Source organism: Listeria aquatica, from assembly GCF_014223975.1.
Taxonomy (GTDB): domain Bacteria; phylum Bacillota; class Bacilli; order Lactobacillales; family Listeriaceae; genus Listeria; species Listeria aquatica.
In genome coordinates, this window is the sequence record NZ_JAARRM010000002.1 from 295,136 (window position 1) to 316,558 (window position 21,423).

Annotated in this window: 19 protein-coding genes; 3 read left to right on the forward strand and 16 right to left on the reverse strand. The window is 39.0% G+C overall.

Going from position 1 to position 21,423, the window contains the following annotated elements:
- Positions 1-522 precede the first annotated feature (522 nt).
- On the reverse strand, positions 523-1,023 hold the full coding sequence (locus HB912_RS07335; RefSeq protein WP_185373387.1) for a GNAT family N-acetyltransferase: 501 nt from the start codon (positions 1,021-1,023) through the stop codon (positions 523-525).
- A gap of 120 nt (positions 1,024-1,143) precedes the next feature.
- Here HB912_RS07335 and HB912_RS07340 point away from each other — a divergent pair, with 120 nt between their 5' ends.
- Together HB912_RS07340 and HB912_RS07345 are read left to right on the forward strand one after the other, a co-directional pair.
- Positions 1,144-1,689 carry a biotin transporter BioY gene (locus HB912_RS07340; RefSeq protein ID WP_185373389.1) on the forward strand — a complete coding sequence of 182 codons (546 nt, stop codon included), beginning with the start codon at positions 1,144-1,146 and terminating at the stop codon, positions 1,687-1,689.
- Positions 1,690-1,791: 102 nt separating this feature from the next.
- Complete coding sequence (locus HB912_RS07345; protein WP_185373391.1) at positions 1,792-2,481, forward strand: Crp/Fnr family transcriptional regulator; 690 nt, start codon at positions 1,792-1,794, stop codon at positions 2,479-2,481.
- A gap of 413 nt (positions 2,482-2,894) precedes the next feature.
- Here HB912_RS07345 and HB912_RS07350 read toward each other — a convergent pair whose 3' ends face one another.
- From HB912_RS07350 to HB912_RS07385, 8 genes are all read right to left on the reverse strand, one after another.
- Positions 2,895-3,689 (reverse strand): DUF6270 domain-containing protein, encoded by a 795-nt coding sequence (locus HB912_RS07350; RefSeq protein ID WP_185373393.1) that lies wholly within the window; start codon positions 3,687-3,689, stop codon positions 2,895-2,897.
- 8 nt (positions 3,690-3,697) lie between these two features.
- The gene (locus HB912_RS07355; protein ID WP_036071331.1) at positions 3,698-4,705 is read right to left on the reverse strand and encodes an XcbB/CpsF family capsular polysaccharide biosynthesis protein; all 1,008 of its coding nucleotides are present in this window, start codon (positions 4,703-4,705) and stop codon (positions 3,698-3,700) included.
- 3 nt (positions 4,706-4,708) lie between these two features.
- Entirely contained in the window at positions 4,709-7,045 is a 2,337-nt protein-coding gene (locus HB912_RS07360; RefSeq protein WP_185373395.1) for a CDP-glycerol glycerophosphotransferase family protein, read from the reverse strand.
- Between the two features lie 78 nt (positions 7,046-7,123).
- Positions 7,124-7,522, reverse strand: coding sequence for a glycerol-3-phosphate cytidylyltransferase (gene tagD, locus HB912_RS07365; RefSeq protein ID WP_185373397.1), 399 nt, complete (start codon positions 7,520-7,522; stop codon positions 7,124-7,126).
- A gap of 387 nt (positions 7,523-7,909) precedes the next feature.
- Positions 7,910-8,680 carry a DeoR/GlpR family DNA-binding transcription regulator gene (locus HB912_RS07370; protein ID WP_185373399.1) on the reverse strand — a complete coding sequence of 257 codons (771 nt, stop codon included), beginning with the start codon at positions 8,678-8,680 and terminating at the stop codon, positions 7,910-7,912.
- 34 nt (positions 8,681-8,714) lie between these two features.
- Positions 8,715-9,575 carry a ketose-bisphosphate aldolase gene (locus HB912_RS07375; protein WP_185373401.1) on the reverse strand — a complete coding sequence of 287 codons (861 nt, stop codon included), beginning with the start codon at positions 9,573-9,575 and terminating at the stop codon, positions 8,715-8,717.
- Positions 9,575-10,975, reverse strand: coding sequence for a PTS fructose transporter subunit IIC (locus tag HB912_RS07380; RefSeq protein ID WP_185373403.1), 1,401 nt, complete (start codon positions 10,973-10,975; stop codon positions 9,575-9,577). Before HB912_RS07380 ends, HB912_RS07375 begins: the two co-directional genes overlap by 1 nt.
- A 14-nt stretch (positions 10,976-10,989) precedes the next feature.
- Positions 10,990-11,424, reverse strand: coding sequence for a PTS sugar transporter subunit IIA (locus tag HB912_RS07385; RefSeq protein ID WP_425324769.1), 435 nt, complete (start codon positions 11,422-11,424; stop codon positions 10,990-10,992).
- A 434-nt stretch (positions 11,425-11,858) separates the two neighbouring features.
- On the opposite strand from HB912_RS07385, the gene HB912_RS07390 reads away from it, so the two are divergent.
- A complete protein-coding gene (locus tag HB912_RS07390; RefSeq protein WP_185373407.1) occupies positions 11,859-12,596 on the forward strand; it encodes an SDR family oxidoreductase in 738 nt (245 codons plus the stop codon).
- Positions 12,597-12,885: 289 nt separating this feature from the next.
- Here HB912_RS07390 and HB912_RS07395 read toward each other — a convergent pair whose 3' ends face one another.
- The 7 genes from HB912_RS07395 to HB912_RS07425 form a co-directional block, all read right to left on the reverse strand.
- On the reverse strand, positions 12,886-13,488 hold the full coding sequence (locus HB912_RS07395) for a lytic polysaccharide monooxygenase (RefSeq protein ID WP_185373408.1): 603 nt from the start codon (positions 13,486-13,488) through the stop codon (positions 12,886-12,888).
- Between the two features lie 210 nt (positions 13,489-13,698).
- A complete protein-coding gene (locus tag HB912_RS07400; protein WP_185373410.1) occupies positions 13,699-15,030 on the reverse strand; it encodes a PTS sugar transporter subunit IIC in 1,332 nt (443 codons plus the stop codon).
- A gap of 138 nt (positions 15,031-15,168) precedes the next feature.
- Complete coding sequence (locus tag HB912_RS07405) at positions 15,169-15,984, reverse strand: MurR/RpiR family transcriptional regulator (protein ID WP_185373412.1); 816 nt, start codon at positions 15,982-15,984, stop codon at positions 15,169-15,171.
- Between the two features lie 18 nt (positions 15,985-16,002).
- The gene (locus tag HB912_RS07410; protein WP_185373414.1) at positions 16,003-18,618 is read right to left on the reverse strand and encodes a glycoside hydrolase family 38 N-terminal domain-containing protein; all 2,616 of its coding nucleotides are present in this window, start codon (positions 18,616-18,618) and stop codon (positions 16,003-16,005) included.
- A 12-nt stretch (positions 18,619-18,630) separates the two neighbouring features.
- Positions 18,631-19,083 (reverse strand): PTS sugar transporter subunit IIA, encoded by a 453-nt coding sequence (locus HB912_RS07415; RefSeq protein WP_185373416.1) that lies wholly within the window; start codon positions 19,081-19,083, stop codon positions 18,631-18,633.
- Positions 19,064-20,587 (reverse strand): PTS fructose transporter subunit IIC, encoded by a 1,524-nt coding sequence (locus HB912_RS07420; RefSeq protein WP_185373418.1) that lies wholly within the window; start codon positions 20,585-20,587, stop codon positions 19,064-19,066. Before HB912_RS07420 ends, HB912_RS07415 begins: the two co-directional genes overlap by 20 nt.
- Before the next feature lie 316 nt (positions 20,588-20,903).
- Positions 20,904-21,347, reverse strand: a complete 444-nt coding sequence (locus tag HB912_RS07425; RefSeq protein ID WP_185373420.1) for a 2-thiouracil desulfurase family protein — start codon at positions 21,345-21,347, stop codon at positions 20,904-20,906.
- Positions 21,348-21,423 lie beyond the last annotated feature (76 nt).

Genomic DNA, 21,423 nt, shown 5'->3' on the forward strand with positions numbered 1-21,423 from the left:
CGCTTCTGTTTACGTTTTTTATTTACTTTATAAGCATGTTCCTGCATTAAGTGATTAATGGGGGATATCCAGATGTTTTACAAGACTATATCCATCATATCCATCTGATTGAAAAATGTCAGAATAACAGTTTTCTTAAATCATTTCTTTAACGAATATTTCTTTCAGCTTAACACAACATAGAAAGCCCCTTGCCTCAAAGACAAGGGGTTTCGCTTTTTAGTCATATTGCTAAAGCATTCAAAATAACACACCTCTAAAACTGTTTCTGATATTTTGCGTTTTACGTTTACGTTTTGGAACCAGTCAGAATAACATACCTCTAAAACCTCGGAAAGTTTTTTCGACATTTCGTGATCGCGGTACTCGTCCATAGCAAGGACTTCAATCCTGATAGTTCCTTTTTCTTGCCCGACTCAACTTAGTCTCACTAACATCATAATATGTTACTACTCAAAATACAAGTTAACGCTTTACCAAAACTGCCTTTCCCGCACGGCCCCACTTGACACTTTCAGTCTATCACGACTCTTCTTCAACATTATGCGTTAAATGCATCCGAATCGTATCTAATTTATATCCATAAAAATCATCAACAAAGCGCTCTGTTTCAACAAACCCTCTTTGTAAGTAAAACTGATGCGCATAATCATTTCCTTTTTCTACATTCACAAACATCGGGAGTGGTAAGTTAAACAAATGAATTGCTTCTTCTAAAACTTGCGTCCCGTAGCCTTTTTCTTTTTCGCTCGGAAGAATATAGAAAGCAGATAATTCACTTTTTCCCTTATCGAGTTCGATAAAATTAGCAAACCCAATAAGCTCGCCCTCTTTTTCTAGAACAACAAATGGGGTTGCGCTAATTCGATTTTCAAGCGTCGCCAGATTGTAAAATTTTTCTAAAAAACCGTCTTGCGTTTCTCTTGGAATAATCGTTTCGTACGTATCATGAAAGGATGAAGTTGCTACTTCGCGAATTTTTTCTGCATCTTTTGTTTCGGCTTTTCTAATATTTATGTCCATCATGAACCCCCCTGATTCAAAATTCTATTTTATTCAGCTCTTTACCCTTTTTTACTTGAAAAAAAACGTAATTAATGTTAACCTTTTTAATTATAGGTTTACATTAAGGAGTGTTTCCATTTGCGAAATGAAAAATTAAAGTTTTTAATCTTAGATGCGCTATTTGCGGTTATCATAGCGATTCTAGCCCAAGTTGCCATTCCGATCGGCCCAATCCCTTTCACAGGACAAACTTTTGCCGTCGGACTTGCTGCTACCATTTTAGGAGCTCGCCACGCAACAATTTCTGTTTTTGTTTACATATTACTTGGTGCAATTGGTATTCCCGTCTTCCAAGGTATGACTGCTGGTCTTGGAATTATTGTCGGCATCACGGGTGGTTATATTATTGGTTTCCTAGCAAATACTTATTTAACGGGGCTCATTTTGGATAAAACGCGTTACACAACTAAAATGGCCATCATCGCCAATATTGTCGGAGCTATGTTTACCTTACTTTTCGGGATGTTGTGGCTCAAAATTGGCGCAGGTATGTCGCTTTCACAATCTTTCTACACTGGGTTTGTTCCTTTCCTCATTCCTGGTATTATCAAGGCCATTCTTGCCGGTGTTTTAGGAATCATGATCCGAAACCGCTTAATCAAAAGTAATTTAATTCGCGAATAATAGCCCTAAACGTGCATTATTACACAATTCAAATAGTACCCAAATTGCTTTTTCTTGCTTATAATAAAAAAGTAAATATCGGAAAAAGGGGTACGAATTTATATGTCACTTGAAAAAGAATTGGAAGAAACAGACTTTGACTTGCTTACGCTGTTGCAATCAAAACGAGAATCTGTTCTGCCGTATTCAAGAGTCCATTTCAAGCGGGGAGAAACCATTATTACAGAGGGAGAGCAAAACCAGTATTTTTACATCATTTTAGATGGAGCCGTTTCAATGAACAAAGGCACTTGCAGAGAAGATATTATTTTATCCTTTCTTGGGAAGGGAGAACAATTAGGTTTTTTTCATCTGGTCGATGGCAGCCTTTCACCCGTTTCTTATGAAGCTGTTAGCGAAGTCAGCGCCTACCGTTTTGAAAGCAGTTACGTTCGTGAAAAACTGGCACAAGAAAAACCAGATCTTTTTTTACAACTTGCAAATCAGGCAGCTTTCCCGGCATTTGAGCGCGAAGCCAAGGTTCACCTTCCGTCAGACGAAAAAATTTTAGCGGGTCTCATCATTATTGGGAAGAAATTCGGACGTCTTGAGGAAGATGATTCTTGTCTTATTCCTTATTTTTTCACGCAGAAAATTCTCGGAAATTACTTGAATTTAGCTCGTGCTTATGTGGCGACGAATTTACGGAAGCTTGAAGAAGAAGGAATCCTTGCTTTGTCGCCCAAACCATGGCGAATTTATCAATTTAAAAAGCACGCGGAACGCTTAAAACGCGAATACAATTTATTTTAAAACATCATGAAAAGCTTTTTTCATGATGTTTTTCATTTAGGCGTATACTTCAATAGCTCCTTTTTAACAAGAATTGTTCAAAGGCAAAAGCATTATTGAGAAACCTAAAAATATGAATCACATAAAAGTCTCCCGTTGAACTCATTTGCCCATTAGTTTACATTTTCTGAAGTCTTTTTTCCCATCTTTGGCAAGTACTTACATTTTGCTTCTAGGAATTTTTAAGCCTATGATTTAAGGCGTTATACTTCATCACTTTGCTGTGCTCCATTATTCACATAAGCTCTATTAATAGACTTTTTTCGTGTAGATAAAGCTATTTTGTTTTAAAATATCTACTTATCTTTTGTTTAAACACGATTCTCAAAAGCTTTTTCCTGCTATGAGCTTTCATTAAGTTAATAAACTCGCTATCATCCCAATCCTCTTTCGATGCTATTATCACCAATTAATTCTCCTAATTGCTGCAAAAAATCATGATAGAAATCCTTCGTGAAGTGTACATAAAAGTTACCCCACGGATGTTCTTTTTCAAGTCTATACTTTTTTTGTGTCATATCTAAAATTTGAACATTAAAATGTGTCTCTATATAGTCATTCATTTTATTCCAAATACAATTTAATCGCTCAATGTCTACTACTGGATACTTGCGTTTCTTCCTCCATTCGTTAAGCGAACTACCGTCTGTAAATAAATCTTCAAATTGCGCCTTTACTAAAATGATTCCGCAAGAAGGAACTTTGTTTTGCATAAACTGAAAAAATGCATCTAGATGCTGCACCCATGTATCAAAATAAGAATCGAAATCTGCTTCTATTCTCCATACAGCTTCTCCCTTTACTGGAGATACATTTTTAAATTTAGGATTATACGTAAAAAAGCCATTATCCAGTCTTACAACTCCCAAATAAAGGTCAGCATAAGTATCGATAAGTAAGTACTCGGGCTGATTTGATTGAAGTAACTTGAAGAACTCTTTTGTATGCTCTGTGCGATAATGCCACTTTGTAAAAGCATTCATCTTTTTTGTCTCTTCATTCTCTATAAAAGGTAACTCAGGCGACATAAGACTCAAAAAACTAGATTGATGCTGATGTAATATACATTCAAAAAAATGTTTATACCCTGGATTAAAATTAGTATTGAAATTATCTCTAACTAAGCAGGAGCCTACAATAGCGATTTTTTTAGGTGTAATTCCACTCATTCCCTTCCCTACTCTGTTAAGGCACTTATTTGCTCTACAATTTTATGCAAATTACTTGATGACAGCAAAAGCTCATTAATAGCTGTAATTTGTTCTACAATTGTATTCTTTGAAATATCCGCATGTTTATGAACGGATGAGTCAAATACATCATGAATTTCAACAGATTCAGATGGAATTTGCGAATATAAATTATAATTAAATGAAATTAGAGGGTAGCCAAAAATGAGTCTTCTTCTAGTTGTTTCTTTATTCGCTAATTTTACTAAATCATTTAAAATGCTTCTTTTACGAAAATCACGTAGATAATGCAGATCATTTTCTCGGTTATATTGCTCAGTGCTGATAATTGGATCTACTGTGACAGAATTATAATCACCAAGTAGGCTATGATATAATGCGCCCGTTCCACCTTTTGATCCGCCATATAATACAACATCTTCTTTTACAATATGTTGAGAATCCATCACAAATCGAATGGCACTTTGGACATCTGACTCCATCTCCATATAATTAAAGGTATTGATATAATGGCTTCCGTAAGATAGATTTAAATCCATCAGTCGCATAATAACCGTGTTTTTCAGCAAATGTTTCTGCATGCTTGCAAACGAAGTCGTAAAACAACGATGAGCGATATTCGCACTATAATAATGCTCTTTTGGAGGCATTGGTGAAAAAATGACAACCAGACGTTTAGGAGCAAGCTTATTCTCTTTTTCGGCAGGTACCCGTTCTAAAGAGTAAAATAAATCACCATGCTGGATTAAATCTTTCCGTTGCCAAATCGTATGCACATCTTTACGTCGAATAAAATAGGAAGATTGTCCAGAATGCATATATAAAATATAATCATGTGCCAAAATTGCTTTATACATTTCTAAAATGGGCTGTGTTTCTCGTGACAACTCTAAAATGTTCTTATTCGAAAAAGTTTTTACAACCAGTTTCTTTTTTTCATATTCACACTGAAAGTTATAAATATCTGTAAACTCCATATCCTTATCTGCCACCATCCATTAGGCCCTCCCATTCAAAAATAATAACTTCATTAGTTTTTCATTTGTAAATGCATTATCTAAATTAAGTAATTTTTTCTGTATTGCACTACAATATTGGAATACATTGAGTTCCTCTTCAAGAATCGCTTCTACAAGGCTCTCTGTTGTATAGGATTTTCCTTCTAATAAGCAAGTTTTCTTCATATCAAAATACCATCCAATTTTTTTCTGATAGGTTTCTGAGTCCTCTTGTAAAATAATGATTTTCTTATTTAAATGTGCATAGTCAAAAATAGCAGAAGAATAATCAGAAATTAAAACGTCCACTAATAAAAATAATTCTTGAATATCCACAACCTCATTGAAAAAACAATGAATCCGTGGATCTAACGCTTTATAAAATCGGCGCAGTGATGTTTCTAAAGGATGAAGCTTCACAATAATTTCATATTCTGCTGGCAAAAGCTCAATCAATTTCTTCAAGTCAATTCCTATAATTTCGTCCCGTTCTTGTTTACGCCATGTTGGACAAAATAAAATATATTTTTTTGTCCCATCGAACGGCCGATTAAAATATTTCAGGTGAATACGAGATTTTTCTCCTTGTTTGTTACTATTCTCGATCAAGTAGGCGTTCCTAGGTGCTCCCATCTCAAGGATTTTCAACTTTGGATTTTCTTCTAATGCAAATGCCGAACGAAATAACTTTGTGTTAAAAGCAGATGATGTCAATAGATAATCCCATTTTTTCATTCTAGGCAAAAAAGCGTTCAATTCTTGCTGTCGTTGCTTCGTATTTTCTAAATCTGCAACCATTTTTTTCAAGGGTAAACCATGCCATGTCTGGATGACAACTTGATTAGGTGCTTTTCCAGCTTTATCAAGCGGATTCCCATTCACAATAATATACTTGCACATGCGAAAAGTCCGCTGATAGCTAGCACTACCAAGCCGAAGTGCCTCAAAACCAAAATATCGAATTTCCATATCTACTAGTTGATTCACAGAGCTAACAAAAATTTTTGCATTGGGGATGTTTTTCTTAATCCAAAGTGCGATATACTTTGGATCTCCAGAAAATGACTTTCCATGAAAAGATTCGATAAAATACATATTTTCATGAACATTTATTGTTTGTTGTTTCCTTTCTTTCCACGCATTTATTCGCTCCACCAAAGTTTGCAACATTATTTTAGTTGGAAGGCTCGTCAAAAACCTTCCAATAATTGGCTTATCTTTAAAAAAACTATACATCAGGTAAAGCTTGGGTAATTGTTCTATCGGATTTGTCAGCACTTCTTCCCAGATTTCCTCTATGTTTTTTCTCAATGTAAATTTCTTATTTTTTTTCATTCGTGACGTGCGATAACATTCCAGATAAAGAGGCACATAACTCTCAGATGCTGCAATAATCGGAAATGCTTGTCTATAATTAACTTCTTTTATAGATTTAAGAAAATTTAAAACACGTATCCCGTCTTTTTGTATATCTTTCGAAATCCATTGAATATTATTAGGGTTACCGTAAACTTCCCGTAACACATTGTCTTCCCCTGGAAATAAGATCACTCGCTTCCCTTTAGCAAGTGCTTCTAGAATCGAATAACCAAATGTTTCGTAGCGTGAAGTCGAAAAGTAGATATAATCAATTGGTGTTCCTTGATTTAAAAAAACATTCGCATGCAGTCCATAATAATTAATCAGGTTGCGATACAACATTTCAGAAGGCCCGTACCCCTCAATGTACATTTTGACATGAGGCGCCTGAAGATAATGAACCAGATAATCTAAGAGACGAATGGCATAAGATATATCCTTCACATCGTCCTCAAATCGAGAAAGCACATAAAGATTATTCGTTGATTTTTGCACATTATCCTCAGGCAAGCTAACATGATAGGTACTAACATGATGAACGAGAATAGCATCATATCCATACCTTGCTTGAAACTCTCTTTTGATAGACGCTGTCGAGACACGCACATAGTCGAGCGCGTATAAATCTTCGGCTAAATTTTCTGGCAATATCCCAAGTGGTGCATGTATTTCCCCAATCACCAGTGAATAAGGACAATAAAACTTGATGATCTGGGCTAGTGGAAAAAAGCTTTCTCGAGTGATGATATATAAATCAATTGAGTCATCTTTGCCTAAATCTAAAATTGGTCGAAAATCCACCTGTTCACTTAATGATTCCATATGTCGGAGACTCAGAATATCTGTTTGTGAAAAGGAGCGTGAATTGTAAATAACAACATCAATTCCTTCTCGATTAAATTCTTTAGTCAAATTTATATTGCTGCGACACGTTCCCCCTGGTGAAAAAATATTAAATCCAATAATTGCGACTTTCATCATGCTAACTCCCCAAACTCAAAAATCTCTCTCCAGCTTGGTCTCAGCCACCAATTTCGGAAGAGGAATACCGTGGCATTAAGCTTGAACGCTTCCCGCAAGTTGTTGTTTGATATATGTGGTTGAGATGTTTTTTGTGCGCATCAAATAACAAACCTCGCAGTAATCGCTCAAAAAATCAAATTGGCCTTCCCAATCATTCCCCATTACAAAAATATCAATCTGATTTGTCTGAATATCTGTTATTTTTTGGTCCCAATTTGTTTCAGGAATTACTAGATCCACATGTTTGATGGCCTCAAGTAAATACTTGCGCTGTTCATAGTTATGAAATGCTTGTTTCCCCTTTGATTGATTAAATTCATCCGTAGACAAAACAACCGTTAAATGATTCCCTAATTGTCGAGCACGTTCGAGCAAACGAATATGTCCCCAATGTAACAAATCAAATGTTCCATATGTAATCACTTTTTTCATAGAAATACCTCCCTATACTTTAATATTCTAAAAATGATCTTCCTCATTTTTATGAAAAAAATGTTTGCCCTAGTCATTATTTATCTAATGGACAACTCTATCTTAAAGTATATTACAGAAATGCAAAAAAGACTTTGAACATTTTGACATAAAATTATCCAAATTGGATTTTTTTGGGTAAATAATTCTTTTTTAGAACTAGATGACACACTTTCGCAAAAATTTTATGAGATATTCTACCTACAAGATAAAATGAAGCTTCCATTTAAAATCAGATCCTTCTTTTTATCCAACAGAAAAACAGGCTATCCATTTTCAGCTGAATACCGAAGACAGATAGCCTATCTAAATCTTAACTTTCGCAACTTATGATCACTTCATACCTTTTTAGTACAGGCAGGTAATATGATGCGCATTAAATCGCGCTTCTGTTTCTTCATCTAGTTTAAAATCAGTAATTAAATAATCAATATCGTGACATGCGAGACTTTGGTGCATAAATTTATGATTCATTTTTTCTTGTGTTGCAAGTAAGACGAGCAAGTTCGATTGTCTGCGATACGCCTGTTTGATGAGCGCCTCGCCTTCATGCGTTTCTGTCGCACCTTTATCATAATCAATCCCTCGACAAGAAACAAAGGCGATGTCTGCGTTATAAGTTAATGCATCATTATAGGCTTTGGCTCCGTTAACTGTGTAACGCTTAGGCAAAATTGAACCACCTAAAATGCTCACGCGTGCGCTCGTGAATTCGGATAGCATTGAGGCTGTCATCACACCATTTGTAATGATTTGAAGTCCCTCAAATCGACTGAGTACACCCACTAGATAAAGTGAGGTTGAACTTGAATCAAGAAAAATGACCATATCATCACGAATGAGCGTTTTTGCCACTTCAGCAATATACTTTTTATTTTCTTCATTGTTAAGTTCGTTCATCTTCATCAAGTATGGGATATCAATTTTTTGATTGTCGATAATCATAGCCCCGCCTCTTGTTCGCCTCACTAGTCCTTTATTTTCTAAATGAACTAAATCACGCTTCACGGTCGCTTCACTATAATTAACAAGCTTTATCAAATCTTGAATCCGAGCAAATTGTTCCACTTTTAAATAATTGACAATCTGCTGTTGCCTTTCTTCTGCAACGCTCAACATCGTCCTCACCTCTTACTCGTTTTCTTGCCTAAAATTAATATCGCTTGCTTTGTCCTATTGTGTTTAAAATTTTAAGTTTATGGCGAACGACTTCTTTTACTTTTTCATTTGCGGCTGGGTAAACTTGGTTTGGCTCATACATTCCTTTGTTTTCATTTAACACACGATGGATTTCTGCAAAAAAGACACTTTTCAAATCCGAACTTAAATTCACTTTGCCAACGCCATAATGGACAGATTCGCTCACTTCTGCATCAGGATTCCCTGACCCTCCGTGTAAAACAAACGGGATATCTAGGCGCTCATGTAGCGTTTTTAAAAGGCCTATATTAAGCTCTGGTTTCTTGTCTTTCGGATAAAGTCCATGAGCCGTTCCAATCGCAACCGCAAGCGTGTCGATCCCGGTTTCCTTTACAAATTCTTCAGCTTGATCGGGATCTGTATAAATGATCGAATCTGCTCCACCTTCTGCTGAACCGTTATTGCCAATTGTGCCAAGTTCTGCTTCGACAGAAACCCCTACTTTGTGCGCGAGTTTTACAACTTCTTTTGTTAAGGCAACATTTTCTTCATATGGCACAGTCGAAGCATCGATCATAACGGACGTATAGCCGTTTCGAATGGCGCGCATAACATCTTGAATCGTTCCCCCGTGGTCCATATGAATGACAACTGGAACGCGACTTCTTAAGGCATATTCTTTGACGGTTGCAATGAATTCATCTCCTAGATAGGCAATTTCATCTGGATGGATTTCAAGGATAACGGGAGCCTCGTTTGCTTCTATTTCTTCCATGATAGCCTTTAACATGTCGTAACTGCAAATGTTGAAGGCAGGAACGGCAAATTCATTTTCATTCGCTACTTTTAATAGTTCTTTCATAGTCATTAACATTACACATTCACCTCTTGTTTTATTTGTTCTTCTTTTTTAACGGGACGCTTAAGCAGCCCAACCATCACTGCTGTCACAATGCTTCCTAGAATAATGGCGAGCAAGTAGATAAAGACATGATTGATGACGCTTGGGATAAACATCACCCAAATACCACCATGTGGAGCAAGTGACGTTACTCCTGCCCCCATTGAAATAGCAGCGGCTGTTGCGGAGCCTGCCATTAGACTCGGAATGACTCTCAGTGGATCGGCTACGGCAAACGGAATCGCGCCTTCTGTAATATAGGATGCTCCTAAAACCCAGCAAGACTTTCCTGCTGTTTTTTCCTCCGTAGTAAATTTGTTTTTAAATAATAAGGTGGCAAGCGCTAGTCCAAGTGGTGGAACCATTCCTGCTGCCATACATGCTGCAATGGGTGCGTTAACACCTGCTGTCATCAAGCCAATCGAAAAGGTCGAAATGGATTTATTGATCGGTCCTCCCATATCTGCTGCCATCATGATACCTATCAGTAATCCAAATAGCACGCCTGAAGTTTCACCTAATCCATTTAACCAACCAGTTAGCGCCTCAAGCAACCAGGAAATCGGGGTATCAATGATAAACACCATCGCAAAGCCAACAATCGCAATGCTTGCAAGTGGAACGACAATCAACTGGTAAATGGAAGCAATGGATTTAGCTACTTTAATTTTATTTGCAAAGAAATGTGCCAAGTAACCGGCTAAAATCCCACCGATCATACCGCCAAGGAAACCGGATCCGCCCGCTGTCGCAAGAGTCCCTGCAACAAGTCCTGGTGCAAAACCAGCGCGCCCGGCAATAGAACTTGCGATTCCTGCTGCAAGCGCGGGTACCATTAGCGCAAAGGCTGTATCTCCCCCAATTTTCGAAAAGGCGCCGGCAATCGCATTATAACTGCTAGAATCTGGATTGGATGCATCAATTCCAAATGCGAAACTAATAGCAATCAAAATTCCGCCTGCAATGACAAATGGCAACATATAGTTGACACCATTCATAAAATGATTATATATCCCTGCTTTCTTGCCATCACTTGTATTTCCATCTATTTTGCTTGATTCTGCTTTCGTTAATCCTTTTTCTGCCAGTGTTTCTTCAAGTACACGATCTGCTTCTTTAATCGCTCTTGAAGTGGACACACGTTTTATTTTTTTGCCGGAAAAGCGACTTAAATCAATGTCTTTATCAACAGCTAGAATCACATAATCTGCCTGTTCAATTTCTTCAGCTGTTAAAACATTTTCAACTTTTGCACCTTGTGTTTCCATCTTGATTTGATAACCCAAATCTTCCGCTGTATTCGTCAGCTTTTCTGCTGCCATGTAAGTATGTGCAATTCCAGTCGGACAAGCTGTTACACCGACAATTTTCATGCGAGACGCCTCCTTTAAGTTAATACTTCACTAATACTTTCATAATCTTTTTTATTTTTTAATTCTTCTTGAAATACTGGATCCATTAATTTCCGAGAAAGCTCGCTTAAAATCTCCAAATGTGTATCCGCGGCTTTTTTCGGAACGGCAATGATGAAAGACCATTCAACGGGTGATTCATCGAGACCAAAATAATCCGTCATTTTCCCGGAATGAACAAAAGCAATCAAAGGTTTTGTTACTTGTTTACTTTTGGCATGAGGAATGCCAAACCCAGATTCAATGCCAGTTGAAGTTTCTGCTTCCCGCTTATAAAGATCTTTTACAAATTTTTTGCCATTCAAAATGGATCCTTCTGCTTCAAGACGTTCCGCTACTTTTGCAAATAGCTCATTTTTTGTAGTTATTGTTTCATCAAAAATAATACGATTTTCATTTAATAATTCCATGATACTCAAGCTAAAAACCTCCCAACAAAGTAAGCGCTTTCCTTTATTTGTCTTAAGAATAGCATGATGACCAGAATTATTCAATGCTATGAGTTAAATATGCATAAAGCTCATTTTTTTACGTTTTTTGATTCTTTTTTGACCGAAATCGTTCATTAATTTTGTAGTTGAGTCTTAAATGATAATTAGTTAGAAAAAAATAAATAGTATTTCAAAATCATTCAAGAAAAGGTTTTCACTGATCGTTTGCGACCTAAAACAGACTTTTCAGGTATAATGTGTTTAAATTCACAAATTTGTGCTATATACTCCTGTGAAATAAATAAAGTATTTCACAAATTGTCTGTAGGATGGAAGATGGTTTTGCTAACGGGACAATCCTTCTTTCTCTCACACATGCAGATGAATACAACAATTAAGGAGTGTCAGACAAAATGGAAAGTATTCAAGACAAAGTAATTATTATTACAGGAGCATCGTCTGGAATCGGGATGGAAAGCGCCCGGTTACTTGTAGCAAATGGAGCTAAAGTGATGTTATTTGCGCGACGTGAAGAAAAGCTACAGCAATTAACAAAAGAATTAGGTGAGGAAAATTGTGGCTATGTAACAGGGGATGTCCGTCTGCCAAGTCAAGTTGAAAAATTAGTTCAAGAAACAATCCGTCGTTTCGAGAAAATCGATGTTCTTTTTGCTAATGCCGGAATTATGCCAGCATCGAGCATTAGCGACCTAAAACTTGATGAATGGAATGAAATGATTAATATCAATATAAAAGGCGTTCTAAATTGTATCGCCAGTGTTTTACCGAAATTCATAGCACAAAAAAGCGGGCATGTCGTTGTAACAAGCTCGATCGCAGGTAAGAAAATTTTCCCCGGAAACTCTGTTTATTGTGGGACAAAATTTGCGGTAAAAGCAATAGTCGAGGGCTTAAGGCAGGAATCCATTGCGGAACGAACAAATATAAAAACAACCCTTTTATATCCAGGTGCCATTCAAACAGAATTACTAGAAACGATTTCTTCTAAAGATGACCGAGCTAATTGGGATCGTTTTTATCAAATTGCTATTTCTCCAAAGTCCGTTGCTGAATCCGTTCTTTATGCATTATCGCAACCTAAAGATGTTGGTGTAAATGAAATTACCATTTTACCCGCAAAACAATCCTAAACACACTTTTTTCAACCATCCAATCGATTATTATAAAAAGTCATGTGGGAAAACCCACATGACTTTTTATGGTGTTCTCTGAAATGGGCATTACTTTGGCTTAAATTCTGTTACCAAAATATACATTAATTGATAAGGATTATTTAGATTACTGTGAGCAAATTGTTAAGCTTTGGGACGATAAAAAAACTGTCGACAAATGGCTGATACCATTTGTCGACAGTTTAGGCTTTCAAATTAAAATGTGTTTGCGTGCAAATAAAAATAGATTTATTTTTTATTTCTTTTTTTATTTTACATTAACATCAATTGCTTGGTAGAAAGCATTACCTGTATCAGCAATATTCCAAACTGCTAAAATCACGTTATAACCTTTTCGATCACTTGGAATGTTGATTTTTTGTTCAACATCCTTATCAGGAAGACTGCCCCCATCATCAATACTTGCAATTTTTTCAAAATCCTGCTTATTAAGGGGCGCATTCGGATCCCAATTAGATTTTGTCATGTAGTAATCCCATGTTGATGTCCGATGTTGTGCTGTTAGTTCCCAGTTGACTGTTAATGTTCCCGTTGTAATATCTGTTTTATACCACCGTGTTGCTGTCTGTTCATCAATTGCACTAAAGCGATCAATAGCAGCGCTTGCAATTTTACCTGTAATAAAAGTATTTTTAGGTGCTTCAATACTTTGTGGTTCATATTGAACAGCCCCAACATTTTTATTTAACGGAGCAAGTCCAGTATCATTTGTAAATTGTGTACTACCAAGATAAGCTCGACTTCCCGGCTTTGTTACATAACCATGCGCATTTGCAGCGCTTGCAAACCCCGCTACAGCAAACAATAGAATAAACGCAGACAACAACATTTTCCACAAATTTTTTTTCATTTTCTTAATCCCATCCTTTTTTCTATTTTTATTTACACTCTGGATAAGCCCACCATCCTATTTCATTATAGTTTTTTACTATAAAATACTCAATATATTCACTATTTCATATTTTTAATTGTATTATCATACTTTTTGACATAACATAAAAAAAGCTTTAACACTTAAACAAAGAGCCTAGGAAATGCTTTTCCCAGACTCTCTTCTTGACTATTTTTCAGTTTTAGCACCGTTTGCACTTGCTCCCGCCATATCGAGTTTTTGATTCATCTTAATAAATGGCAAGTAAAGGAAAATATCAAGAATCACAAGCGCAAGCGTGAGCACAACAGGACTAAAATGAAACGCTCCCAAAATCCACGTGCTGACAAAGATAGGTTCATTTCCTGAGTTAAGGACAACAAGCGGTACAACCCAACCCATTTTCGTCACCACATAAGCAATGATCGCGTTAATTACGGGAACTCCCACCCACGGAATGAAGAAAATCGGATTCAGCACGATCGGTAACCCAAAAATGATCGGCTCATTAATGCCAAATAACCCTGGAATAAAGCCGAGTTTCGCGACTGACCGTCCACTATAATTTTTAGGAGTAAAAAGCAGGATGGCAAGAATTAAACCAAATGTAGCTCCGGAGCCGCCAATCATAGCGTAGACATTTGTCATGGTATTAGGCGCAATGCTGATCTGAGAAAAATCGTGATGCTCCGCAAATTCAGAAACATTTTTAAGAAACAGCGGTAACCAAAAAGCCGAAACGACACCCCAAACGATATTAAAACCATGCAAGCCGAAAAACCATAAAACTTGCATCAAGATGATAACGACGATGATTGCAGGAAGACCAGTTCCAACATCCGTTAGCGGTGTGATGATGACTTGGTTAATTAAATCAAGTAACGATGTGTATCCAAGTGTTTCAATGAGAACCCGTACAATGCCGAACAATAAGAGCACCATTGAAATCGGAATTAGCGAGAAAAAAGAATTGAATACGTTCGGTGGAACACCAGGCGGCATCTTGATGGTGAACTTACTTTTGGCTAACTTGGAATAAAGATACACGGATAAGAAACTAGTAATAAGACCTGTAAACATACCTTCAAAGCTAAAAAAGTTGTTCGCATAGCCAGCGATATCTTGCTTAATCTCCGGTGAGGAGACAAGATTTGGAACCATCACCATATAAGATGCAAACGCTAACAAAACAACCAAGACGACATTCATTTTATCATTTGTTTTCTTGAGTTCCTTGGCATAGTTATAAGATACAGCGAGAACGATGATAATTGCGACCATCCCGAGCGTTGCTTGTCCAATCGAGCCAAACAAGTCAATCAGTTTGGGAAGAAAGCCAGATGTCACTTTCAAGTGTTTCGCGAGAGCTTCTAATTGCATTTTGATCAAATTGGAAAACGAACCGACGACTGTGAACGGAATAGCTGCAACAAAGGCATTTTTAATGACTTGTAAAATGGTATTCGCTTCGATTTTGCTGGCAATTTTAATCATATTATTTTGCAGCTTATCGAGTTTCATATTTCTTCACCTCTCTACCCTTTTCTATAGTTAATCGAAAATCTATTTTTCTCCTAATTTCTCACCTTTAAAACCTTTTTTAAGCAAGAAACTCACACCTAGCGATAGTACGTTGAAATCGAGCTTATTTCCCTCTTTTCAATCTAAAAACCCGCCTTTAAATTTATCCGTTAAAATTTGTTCAGACATGACCCATTGTCGGATAGTGGATTGGTACATATTTTGATACTGCCTGTAGATCATATCCAGTTCGATTAAAATCGGAATTTGTGGCGAAATATTTCCCAGCGTATCCTCCGCCAAAAGCGAAGCCGCAAAAAGAGTTTCCGTCGCAAATTGAATAATCTTCGCTTCCCTGTTTGCCGTAATGAGCAAAATTTCAACGCCTTTTTGTTGCGCAATCTTGGCCGCTTCATAGAGCGTTTCATCTTCTCCGCGTAACGTGGAAATAATAATCAAATCACTTTGGTCGGCAAAATGCGCGGTCATCAAAATGGTATGCTGGTCGCTTGCGACGCGGACAAATTTGCCGAGGCGGGAAAACTTAAATTGAAAGTCCCCGCCTGCAAAAGAATTAAATCCCATTCCCCAAAAATTAATCGTTTTCTTGCTGTAGATCGCCTTACAAAAATGCTCAATCACATTTTCCGCAAAATTAGTATCACTTTGTGTCGCAAGCGCGTGGTAGCTCGCCGTTACACTTGAGGAAACGGGGACGCTTTCTTCACTGTCTTCAAGCGACAAATTGTAAAGAAAAATCAATTCTTTGTAGTTATTCAAGTTGAGTTTCTTGCAAAAACGCGTGATTGAAGAAGGGGAAACGGCAATGGCTTTAGCCAGTTCTTCAATCCGCAAAATTGGTTTTTTTGAGACCAAATAATCCGCAATTACTTGTTCCACAGCGGTGAAATCCATGCGATGCGATTCGATCAACAAAAACAAATTATCTTGCAAAGCTTTCTCCTCACTTTCTTAGTTAGGATAAACCACAATGGTTTTGATTTCTCCCGGTTTAAAGTGTCCAAGCGAAACTTCTTCTGTAAAGACTTTCTCGGTAAGCGCTTCGCCGTTTAAACTAGTGAATGCCACATCCATTTTTCTTGGTAATTGAATTTTTTCTTCTGGCACTTCTTCAGTCGTACTTGGATTATAGAAGCGAATCGCGATCCCGCCGTCATTAGCTCGAGAAAACGAACTGAACACCAGTTTTTCAGGTTTAAGTTGCCAATTTAACGGCGGCTCGGTGATTTTTTCTGGAAGCGGGTTCGAGACAAAATATTTGAGCGCGGTCGTAAAGGCATTCAAGTTTTGAATTTGGTAATAAGGTTGACTCACGGCGTAATGCTGATAGTCGCGCATGAACTTCGCCGGGTCATAGGCTGGGTCAAGTACGAGTGCAAATTTGAAGTGCAACTCTTTTTCAAGTTGACTATCCGGCGTTTCTACGTAACGATACTGATTGCCCGATGCATCTCCCGGTCGGCGAATCAAGTCAGGACGGCCAAGGTAACCTACGCTTCTGAAAAGTGTCACTGCCATTTGATTGAACGTTTCGCCCACAATTTGATACTCTTTCATTCCTTTAACTAAAATTGTCCAGCTACTTTTGTTATTATGCACGTTCAGATAATGCAGCATTGGGAAAATCGCCGTCGGTTCCTCGCGCCAATTTAGCTCTTTCCAGTCATGTAGATGCGGATCAATCACCGGTCGGCTAATGGTTCCAAATGGCGTATCCGTATACGAGTGCTTCGCTTGGATATCCGTTTGGACGATTAGCCGCATTCTGTGATCCTGCGCCTGGTTATCCATTTTTAAATTAAATTCAATTCGTTCGGTCTCCCTCGCAAGCCGCACTTCCATTTGGTAAGGAATATGCGCACTTCGCTTCCCTGCTTTGCGGTCCGCTAAATCGCGTGCAACGGCAAAGTTTCCGGATACAAGTAAGCGGCTTTCTAATTCACCCGTCTGGATGCTCACTTCTGCATCCGCAAAATCCAGGCGATAGATGTCATCGTGATAAGCTGGCGAATAATCATAGGTATCACCTTCGTCGCCGCCATCTTCTAGCCAAAGAAAATCGACATATTCGTTTCCCGAGGCTTTATCTACGAGCATTGCTTGGCCGCTTTGAAGCGTGAAGCGATAGCGCTCGTTTTCGATGCTATTTCCGGCCGTCTGCCCAGTTTCTACCTCCTCAGCCACTTCTTCAATTTCATAAGTCGTAAAGCTAAGCCCTGGGATTTCCACCTCGGCCGAAACTGTATGCAGATAGTAATATTTTTCAGGGTCATACAGTGACTCATCACGCTTAATTTCGCCGCGGTAGCGTTTTTCCGAGTTCAAAATCTGACAAGCCTGTTCCCTTCCTTCTTGCCATAGTCGAATGCTAGGCGATGTCACAGAAACTTCAAAACGAACGGTTTTTCGGACGCTATAAGGCAAGGTATTGTAAAAAACAAGGTCATTGGGCTTCGTATTTTTGCGGGACTCGGCGATTTTCCTTGTTAAATAATCGACAGCGGAGTAGGAAAGTTCATCTGCTTCTTTAAAGCGCTCATTGATGATTTGATTGGTTGCATCACTATTACATCCCCCAGCACTATCGTGCGCATGGTTGCGGAGAACAAGCTTCCAAATTTCTTCTAACAATTCTTTTTTATAAGGAATCCCGAGCGACTCTGCCATGAGCATGAGCGGTTCCAATTGATAAATAAGTCGGCGCTCCAGCTTATCGTTCATATATTTCTGGTCGTAGCGTGACGAATAAATCGAGCGGTGAATTTTCGAAACAGAACTTGAAATGAACTCTCCTGAAACTCTTTTTAGCACCTCGCCTTGAATAGATTTCAAATAATCTTCATAAGTGCTTTCCAAAAGCTCCACCCCAGAAAGTTTCGCATTATAAGCAGCAATCCGTTCCTTAAGATTGAAATCAACGAAACGCTGATCCCCACCGACTGGAAGTAGCACCTGCTCCATTTCAGCTCCCTCCGAAACACGTGTGATAAGCTCTTCCGGGTTTTCTTTTTCAATTAAATCCACCCCGACAAAATAGCCATTTTTAATATTGGCAGCCACTACTTCTGAGCCATCCTCACTCATCCAAATAAAATCGCGTGACTGCACTTTTTCATTTGGCACACCACGCCAGAAGACCGTATCACTGATCCCCATTCCGCGGTAAATCTTCGGCATATCCTTTCCTTGACCAAACGAATCTGGCAAATACCCAATTTTCATCGCACCACCCAGTTGTTTCGCACGAGCCATCCCAATTTGTAAATTCCGCACAATCGACTCGCCACTGATCACGAGTTCATCCGTTTGTGTGTACCACGGTCCAATAAACAGCTTTCTTGCCCGAACAAGCGCGTGAATCCGCTCCCGATTTTCCGGACAAAAACGCAAATAATCATCGACAATGCTCATCTGTCCGTCCAGCAAATAATACTGGAGCACTCCCTCCTCAAGTGCACGAAGCACCTCATCCATATGATAAACAAACTGAACCGAAGACTCATTCACCGTAAAATACCATTCAAAATCCCAATGCGTGTGGGCAATCACGTGCACCTTTTTTGCCATCTCCATCACCTCTTAAACTTCAATTTCATCCATCAAACGCACAAGTTCTGCCGGGTTCTCCGCCGTAATCAACGTCTCACGAAAACCGTCATCAATCAGCTTCCGCGCAATCAAACTCAAAATCTTCAAGTGCTCACTTGCTCCTTCTACTGGAATCGTCAGGGCGAGCGCAACTTGAACTGGCTTTTGATCGAGCGCTTGCCATTCAATCGCAGACTTATATTTCACGAGTATGAGTCCCGGCCTCACAACCGTTTCACTTTTCCCGTGTGGAATTGCAATCCCATCCTTAAATCCCGTTGTTGATTCTTGTTCTCTTAATTTTAAAGCTTCAACAAAATCCTTGGCGGACTTCACGTAACCATTTTGATAGGCCACCCTAGCAATCGTTTCAAACGCTTCCGTTTGCGTTGTTGCCGTTTCGTCAAAAACAATATTGGCTTTATTAAAAATTTGGTTGTTCATTTCCTTCACTCCTAATCTCTTCCTCATTTGGCGGTGCAACCGGAACCGGCTTCCTTGAGAAACCAATAATCAGCGCCGTGACCGCGATCCCAGCCGTTATACAAAGAATCCAAGATAAAAACGGGATCGGCTGATGATCAATGTACCCGATAAACGTCCCAAGCGGAGAACCGATTCCCCCAAAGAAGCGCGCCCCAGAAGCCGCTGCAAGCCCTCCAGCAACCGCTGAACCTGTCACATTGGCAATAATCATCCGCACTGGATCCGCCGCTACAAATGGAATAGCTCCTTCCGTAACGCCAACAAGTCCCATCCCAAGCGCCGCACTTGCGGCAACTTTTTCATCTTTCGAAAATTTATTTTTAAAGAAGCGCGTCGCCACCCAAACACCAAGTGGCGCAACTGAAATCGCTGCTTGAACTGCCGTTTGCGGAACAAAGTTAGCATCATTGACCCCATATTTCGCAAGCGTATCCGTGAAAATCGCTGTTGCAAATACAAGTGCAGTTTTATTCACCGGACCACCAAGGTCAAAGCCAATCATTGCTCCACAAATCATGCCAATTAAAAGTGGTGCGCTGCTATAATTATCGTTCAGCCAAGTAAGACCTGCGTACATCTTGTCCATTCCAAAAGCAATCGGTTCCCCGATCACATAGAAGACGATCAACGAAATAATCAACGTGGAGATAAACGGAATAATCATAATCGGCACAATCGGTTGTACAATTTTCGGCCATTTGATTTTCTTAAGCAACTTCACCATGTATCCCACAATAAAAGCAACAATAATGGCAGCAATAAAGCCACCGCCCGCCTTCGTTCCAAGCAGTTCAGGATCATTCGCGATATAAGCTCCAATCATTGCAGGAGCGATAGCAGGCTTATCCGCAATGGATTTAGCAACGAAGCCCGCAAAAAGTGGGATCATCAATTTGAATCCTACCTGCCCAACTTGGAACAAGTGTGACATGAGTAGCCCCATCGTTGTTTTCGTATCAAAGCCCCATTCGACAATCCGCCCCATATCATCACGTTGAAACGCATACAAATTAGCGATCGTCAAAATTAAACCAGCCGCAATGACCATCGGAACCATATACGAAATCCCGCTCATAATATGCGTAAAGAAATTCGTTTTCCCTTTATCATTCCCGATTTGAACTTTACCAACTTTAGTCCCTTTTTCCCCGAATATTTCGCCTTTTTGAATAGCTGTTTCAATTAATCCTGCCGCATCTTCAATCGCAGCAATTGAATTCGTTTGATAAAGCTTCTTCCCCGTAAAACGAACCATATCCACACGAATATCCGCAGCAATAATCACGAGATCTGCTTGTTCAATTTCTTCTGACACTAGTTCATTTTCCGCGCCAATCGCACCATTCGTTTCTACCTTTATGTTATACCCGAGTTCCTTGGCCGTTTTTTCAAGCGATTCCGCGGCCATATATGTATGCGCTATCCCTGCTGCACACGCTGTAACAGCAACAATATTTTTCATAACCTTTCTCCCTCCTTTTTTAGTACAAAATAAGTATAGCAACGCGCAAGTGAAATTGGAATATGAAAGCGTTATATTTGAAGTGTTTTCAGTATTTCAGAGCACCTTGAAAATAATTTCAGAAAGCAAGAAACGCAGGGGATAGCAAACAACGACTTTATTGCGTTAGCGCTTGGCGCGAATACAGCTTTTATACAGAAGCTGAACGAGCCGCGCTTGAATTTTATAAACACATCGTTTTAATCCCGACTAAGGGAGGCCGAACACTAAAACAAGGTCTTGCGCCCCGCGCAAGACCTTGTTTTTAAGTTCCTATTCAAATTTGCTGATCGGATAAAACTTCTAACCCTTTCAGTTTCATATATGCCGCCGTAACGCCCATCCCAGCTTTTGTTTTTCCGCCGAACGAACCGTCGTAAATTTGGCAAGCCCCGCATGAAGGGCTTTTCTCCTTCAAAATGACCGTTGTTATCCCCAAAGTTTCTAGCCTCGCAAAAGCTCGTTTTGCTCCTGCTTTATAAGCTTCCGTCACGTCCTGCCCATGGTCGTCCATCACTTTTGCCGTCCCGTTCCACACATCAAAGCCGTCGCCACCTACAATTTCCGCAGGGTTTCGCGGCGTCGTAAGTCCACCGATCACTTCCGGGCAAAGCGCTAATGCCTCCCCTTTAATCACCATTTCCTTTAAAACGCGATTTTCTTTGTGATTTCCGTCATATCTGCAAGGAATTCCCGCTAGACACGCGCTCACCATTTTCACAAGACGCTCCCCCTTTTCTTCTTCTTTTTTACTCTATCAAAAAAACGCCATGACTTCAATTTCGAAGCCACAGCGT

Excerpts from the sequence above, each read along its gene's own strand:
- HB912_RS07395 (WP_185373408.1), bottom strand. The coding sequence starts at position 13,488 with ATGAAAAAAAATTTGTGGAAAATGTTGTTGTCTGCGTTTATTCTATTG.
- HB912_RS07400 (WP_185373410.1), bottom strand. The coding sequence starts at position 15,030 with ATGAAACTCGATAAGCTGCAAAATAATATGATTAAAATTGCCAGCAAA.
- HB912_RS07335 (WP_185373387.1), bottom strand. The coding sequence starts at position 1,023 with ATGGACATAAATATTAGAAAAGCCGAAACAAAAGATGCAGAAAAAATT.
- HB912_RS07390 (WP_185373407.1), top strand. The coding sequence starts at position 11,859 with ATGGAAAGTATTCAAGACAAAGTAATTATTATTACAGGAGCATCGTCT.
- HB912_RS07380 (WP_185373403.1), bottom strand. The coding sequence starts at position 10,975 with ATGAAAATTGTCGGTGTAACAGCTTGTCCGACTGGAATTGCACATACT.
- HB912_RS07355 (WP_036071331.1), bottom strand. The coding sequence starts at position 4,705 with ATGGTGGCAGATAAGGATATGGAGTTTACAGATATTTATAACTTTCAG.
- HB912_RS07385 (WP_425324769.1), bottom strand. The coding sequence starts at position 11,424 with ATGGAATTATTAAATGAAAATCGTATTATTTTTGATGAAACAATAACT.
- HB912_RS07410 (WP_185373414.1), bottom strand. The coding sequence starts at position 18,618 with ATGGCAAAAAAGGTGCACGTGATTGCCCACACGCATTGGGATTTTGAA.
- HB912_RS07345 (WP_185373391.1), top strand. The coding sequence starts at position 1,792 with ATGTCACTTGAAAAAGAATTGGAAGAAACAGACTTTGACTTGCTTACG.
- HB912_RS07375 (WP_185373401.1), bottom strand. The coding sequence starts at position 9,575 with ATGTTAATGACTATGAAAGAACTATTAAAAGTAGCGAATGAAAATGAA.
- HB912_RS07415 (WP_185373416.1), bottom strand. The coding sequence starts at position 19,083 with ATGAACAACCAAATTTTTAATAAAGCCAATATTGTTTTTGACGAAACG.
- tagD (WP_185373397.1), bottom strand. The coding sequence starts at position 7,522 with ATGAAAAAAGTGATTACATATGGAACATTTGATTTGTTACATTGGGGA.
- HB912_RS07350 (WP_185373393.1), bottom strand. The coding sequence starts at position 3,689 with ATGAGTGGAATTACACCTAAAAAAATCGCTATTGTAGGCTCCTGCTTA.
- HB912_RS07360 (WP_185373395.1), bottom strand. The coding sequence starts at position 7,045 with ATGAAAGTCGCAATTATTGGATTTAATATTTTTTCACCAGGGGGAACG.
- HB912_RS07420 (WP_185373418.1), bottom strand. The coding sequence starts at position 20,587 with ATGAAAAATATTGTTGCTGTTACAGCGTGTGCAGCAGGGATAGCGCAT.
- HB912_RS07370 (WP_185373399.1), bottom strand. The coding sequence starts at position 8,680 with ATGTTGAGCGTTGCAGAAGAAAGGCAACAGCAGATTGTCAATTATTTA.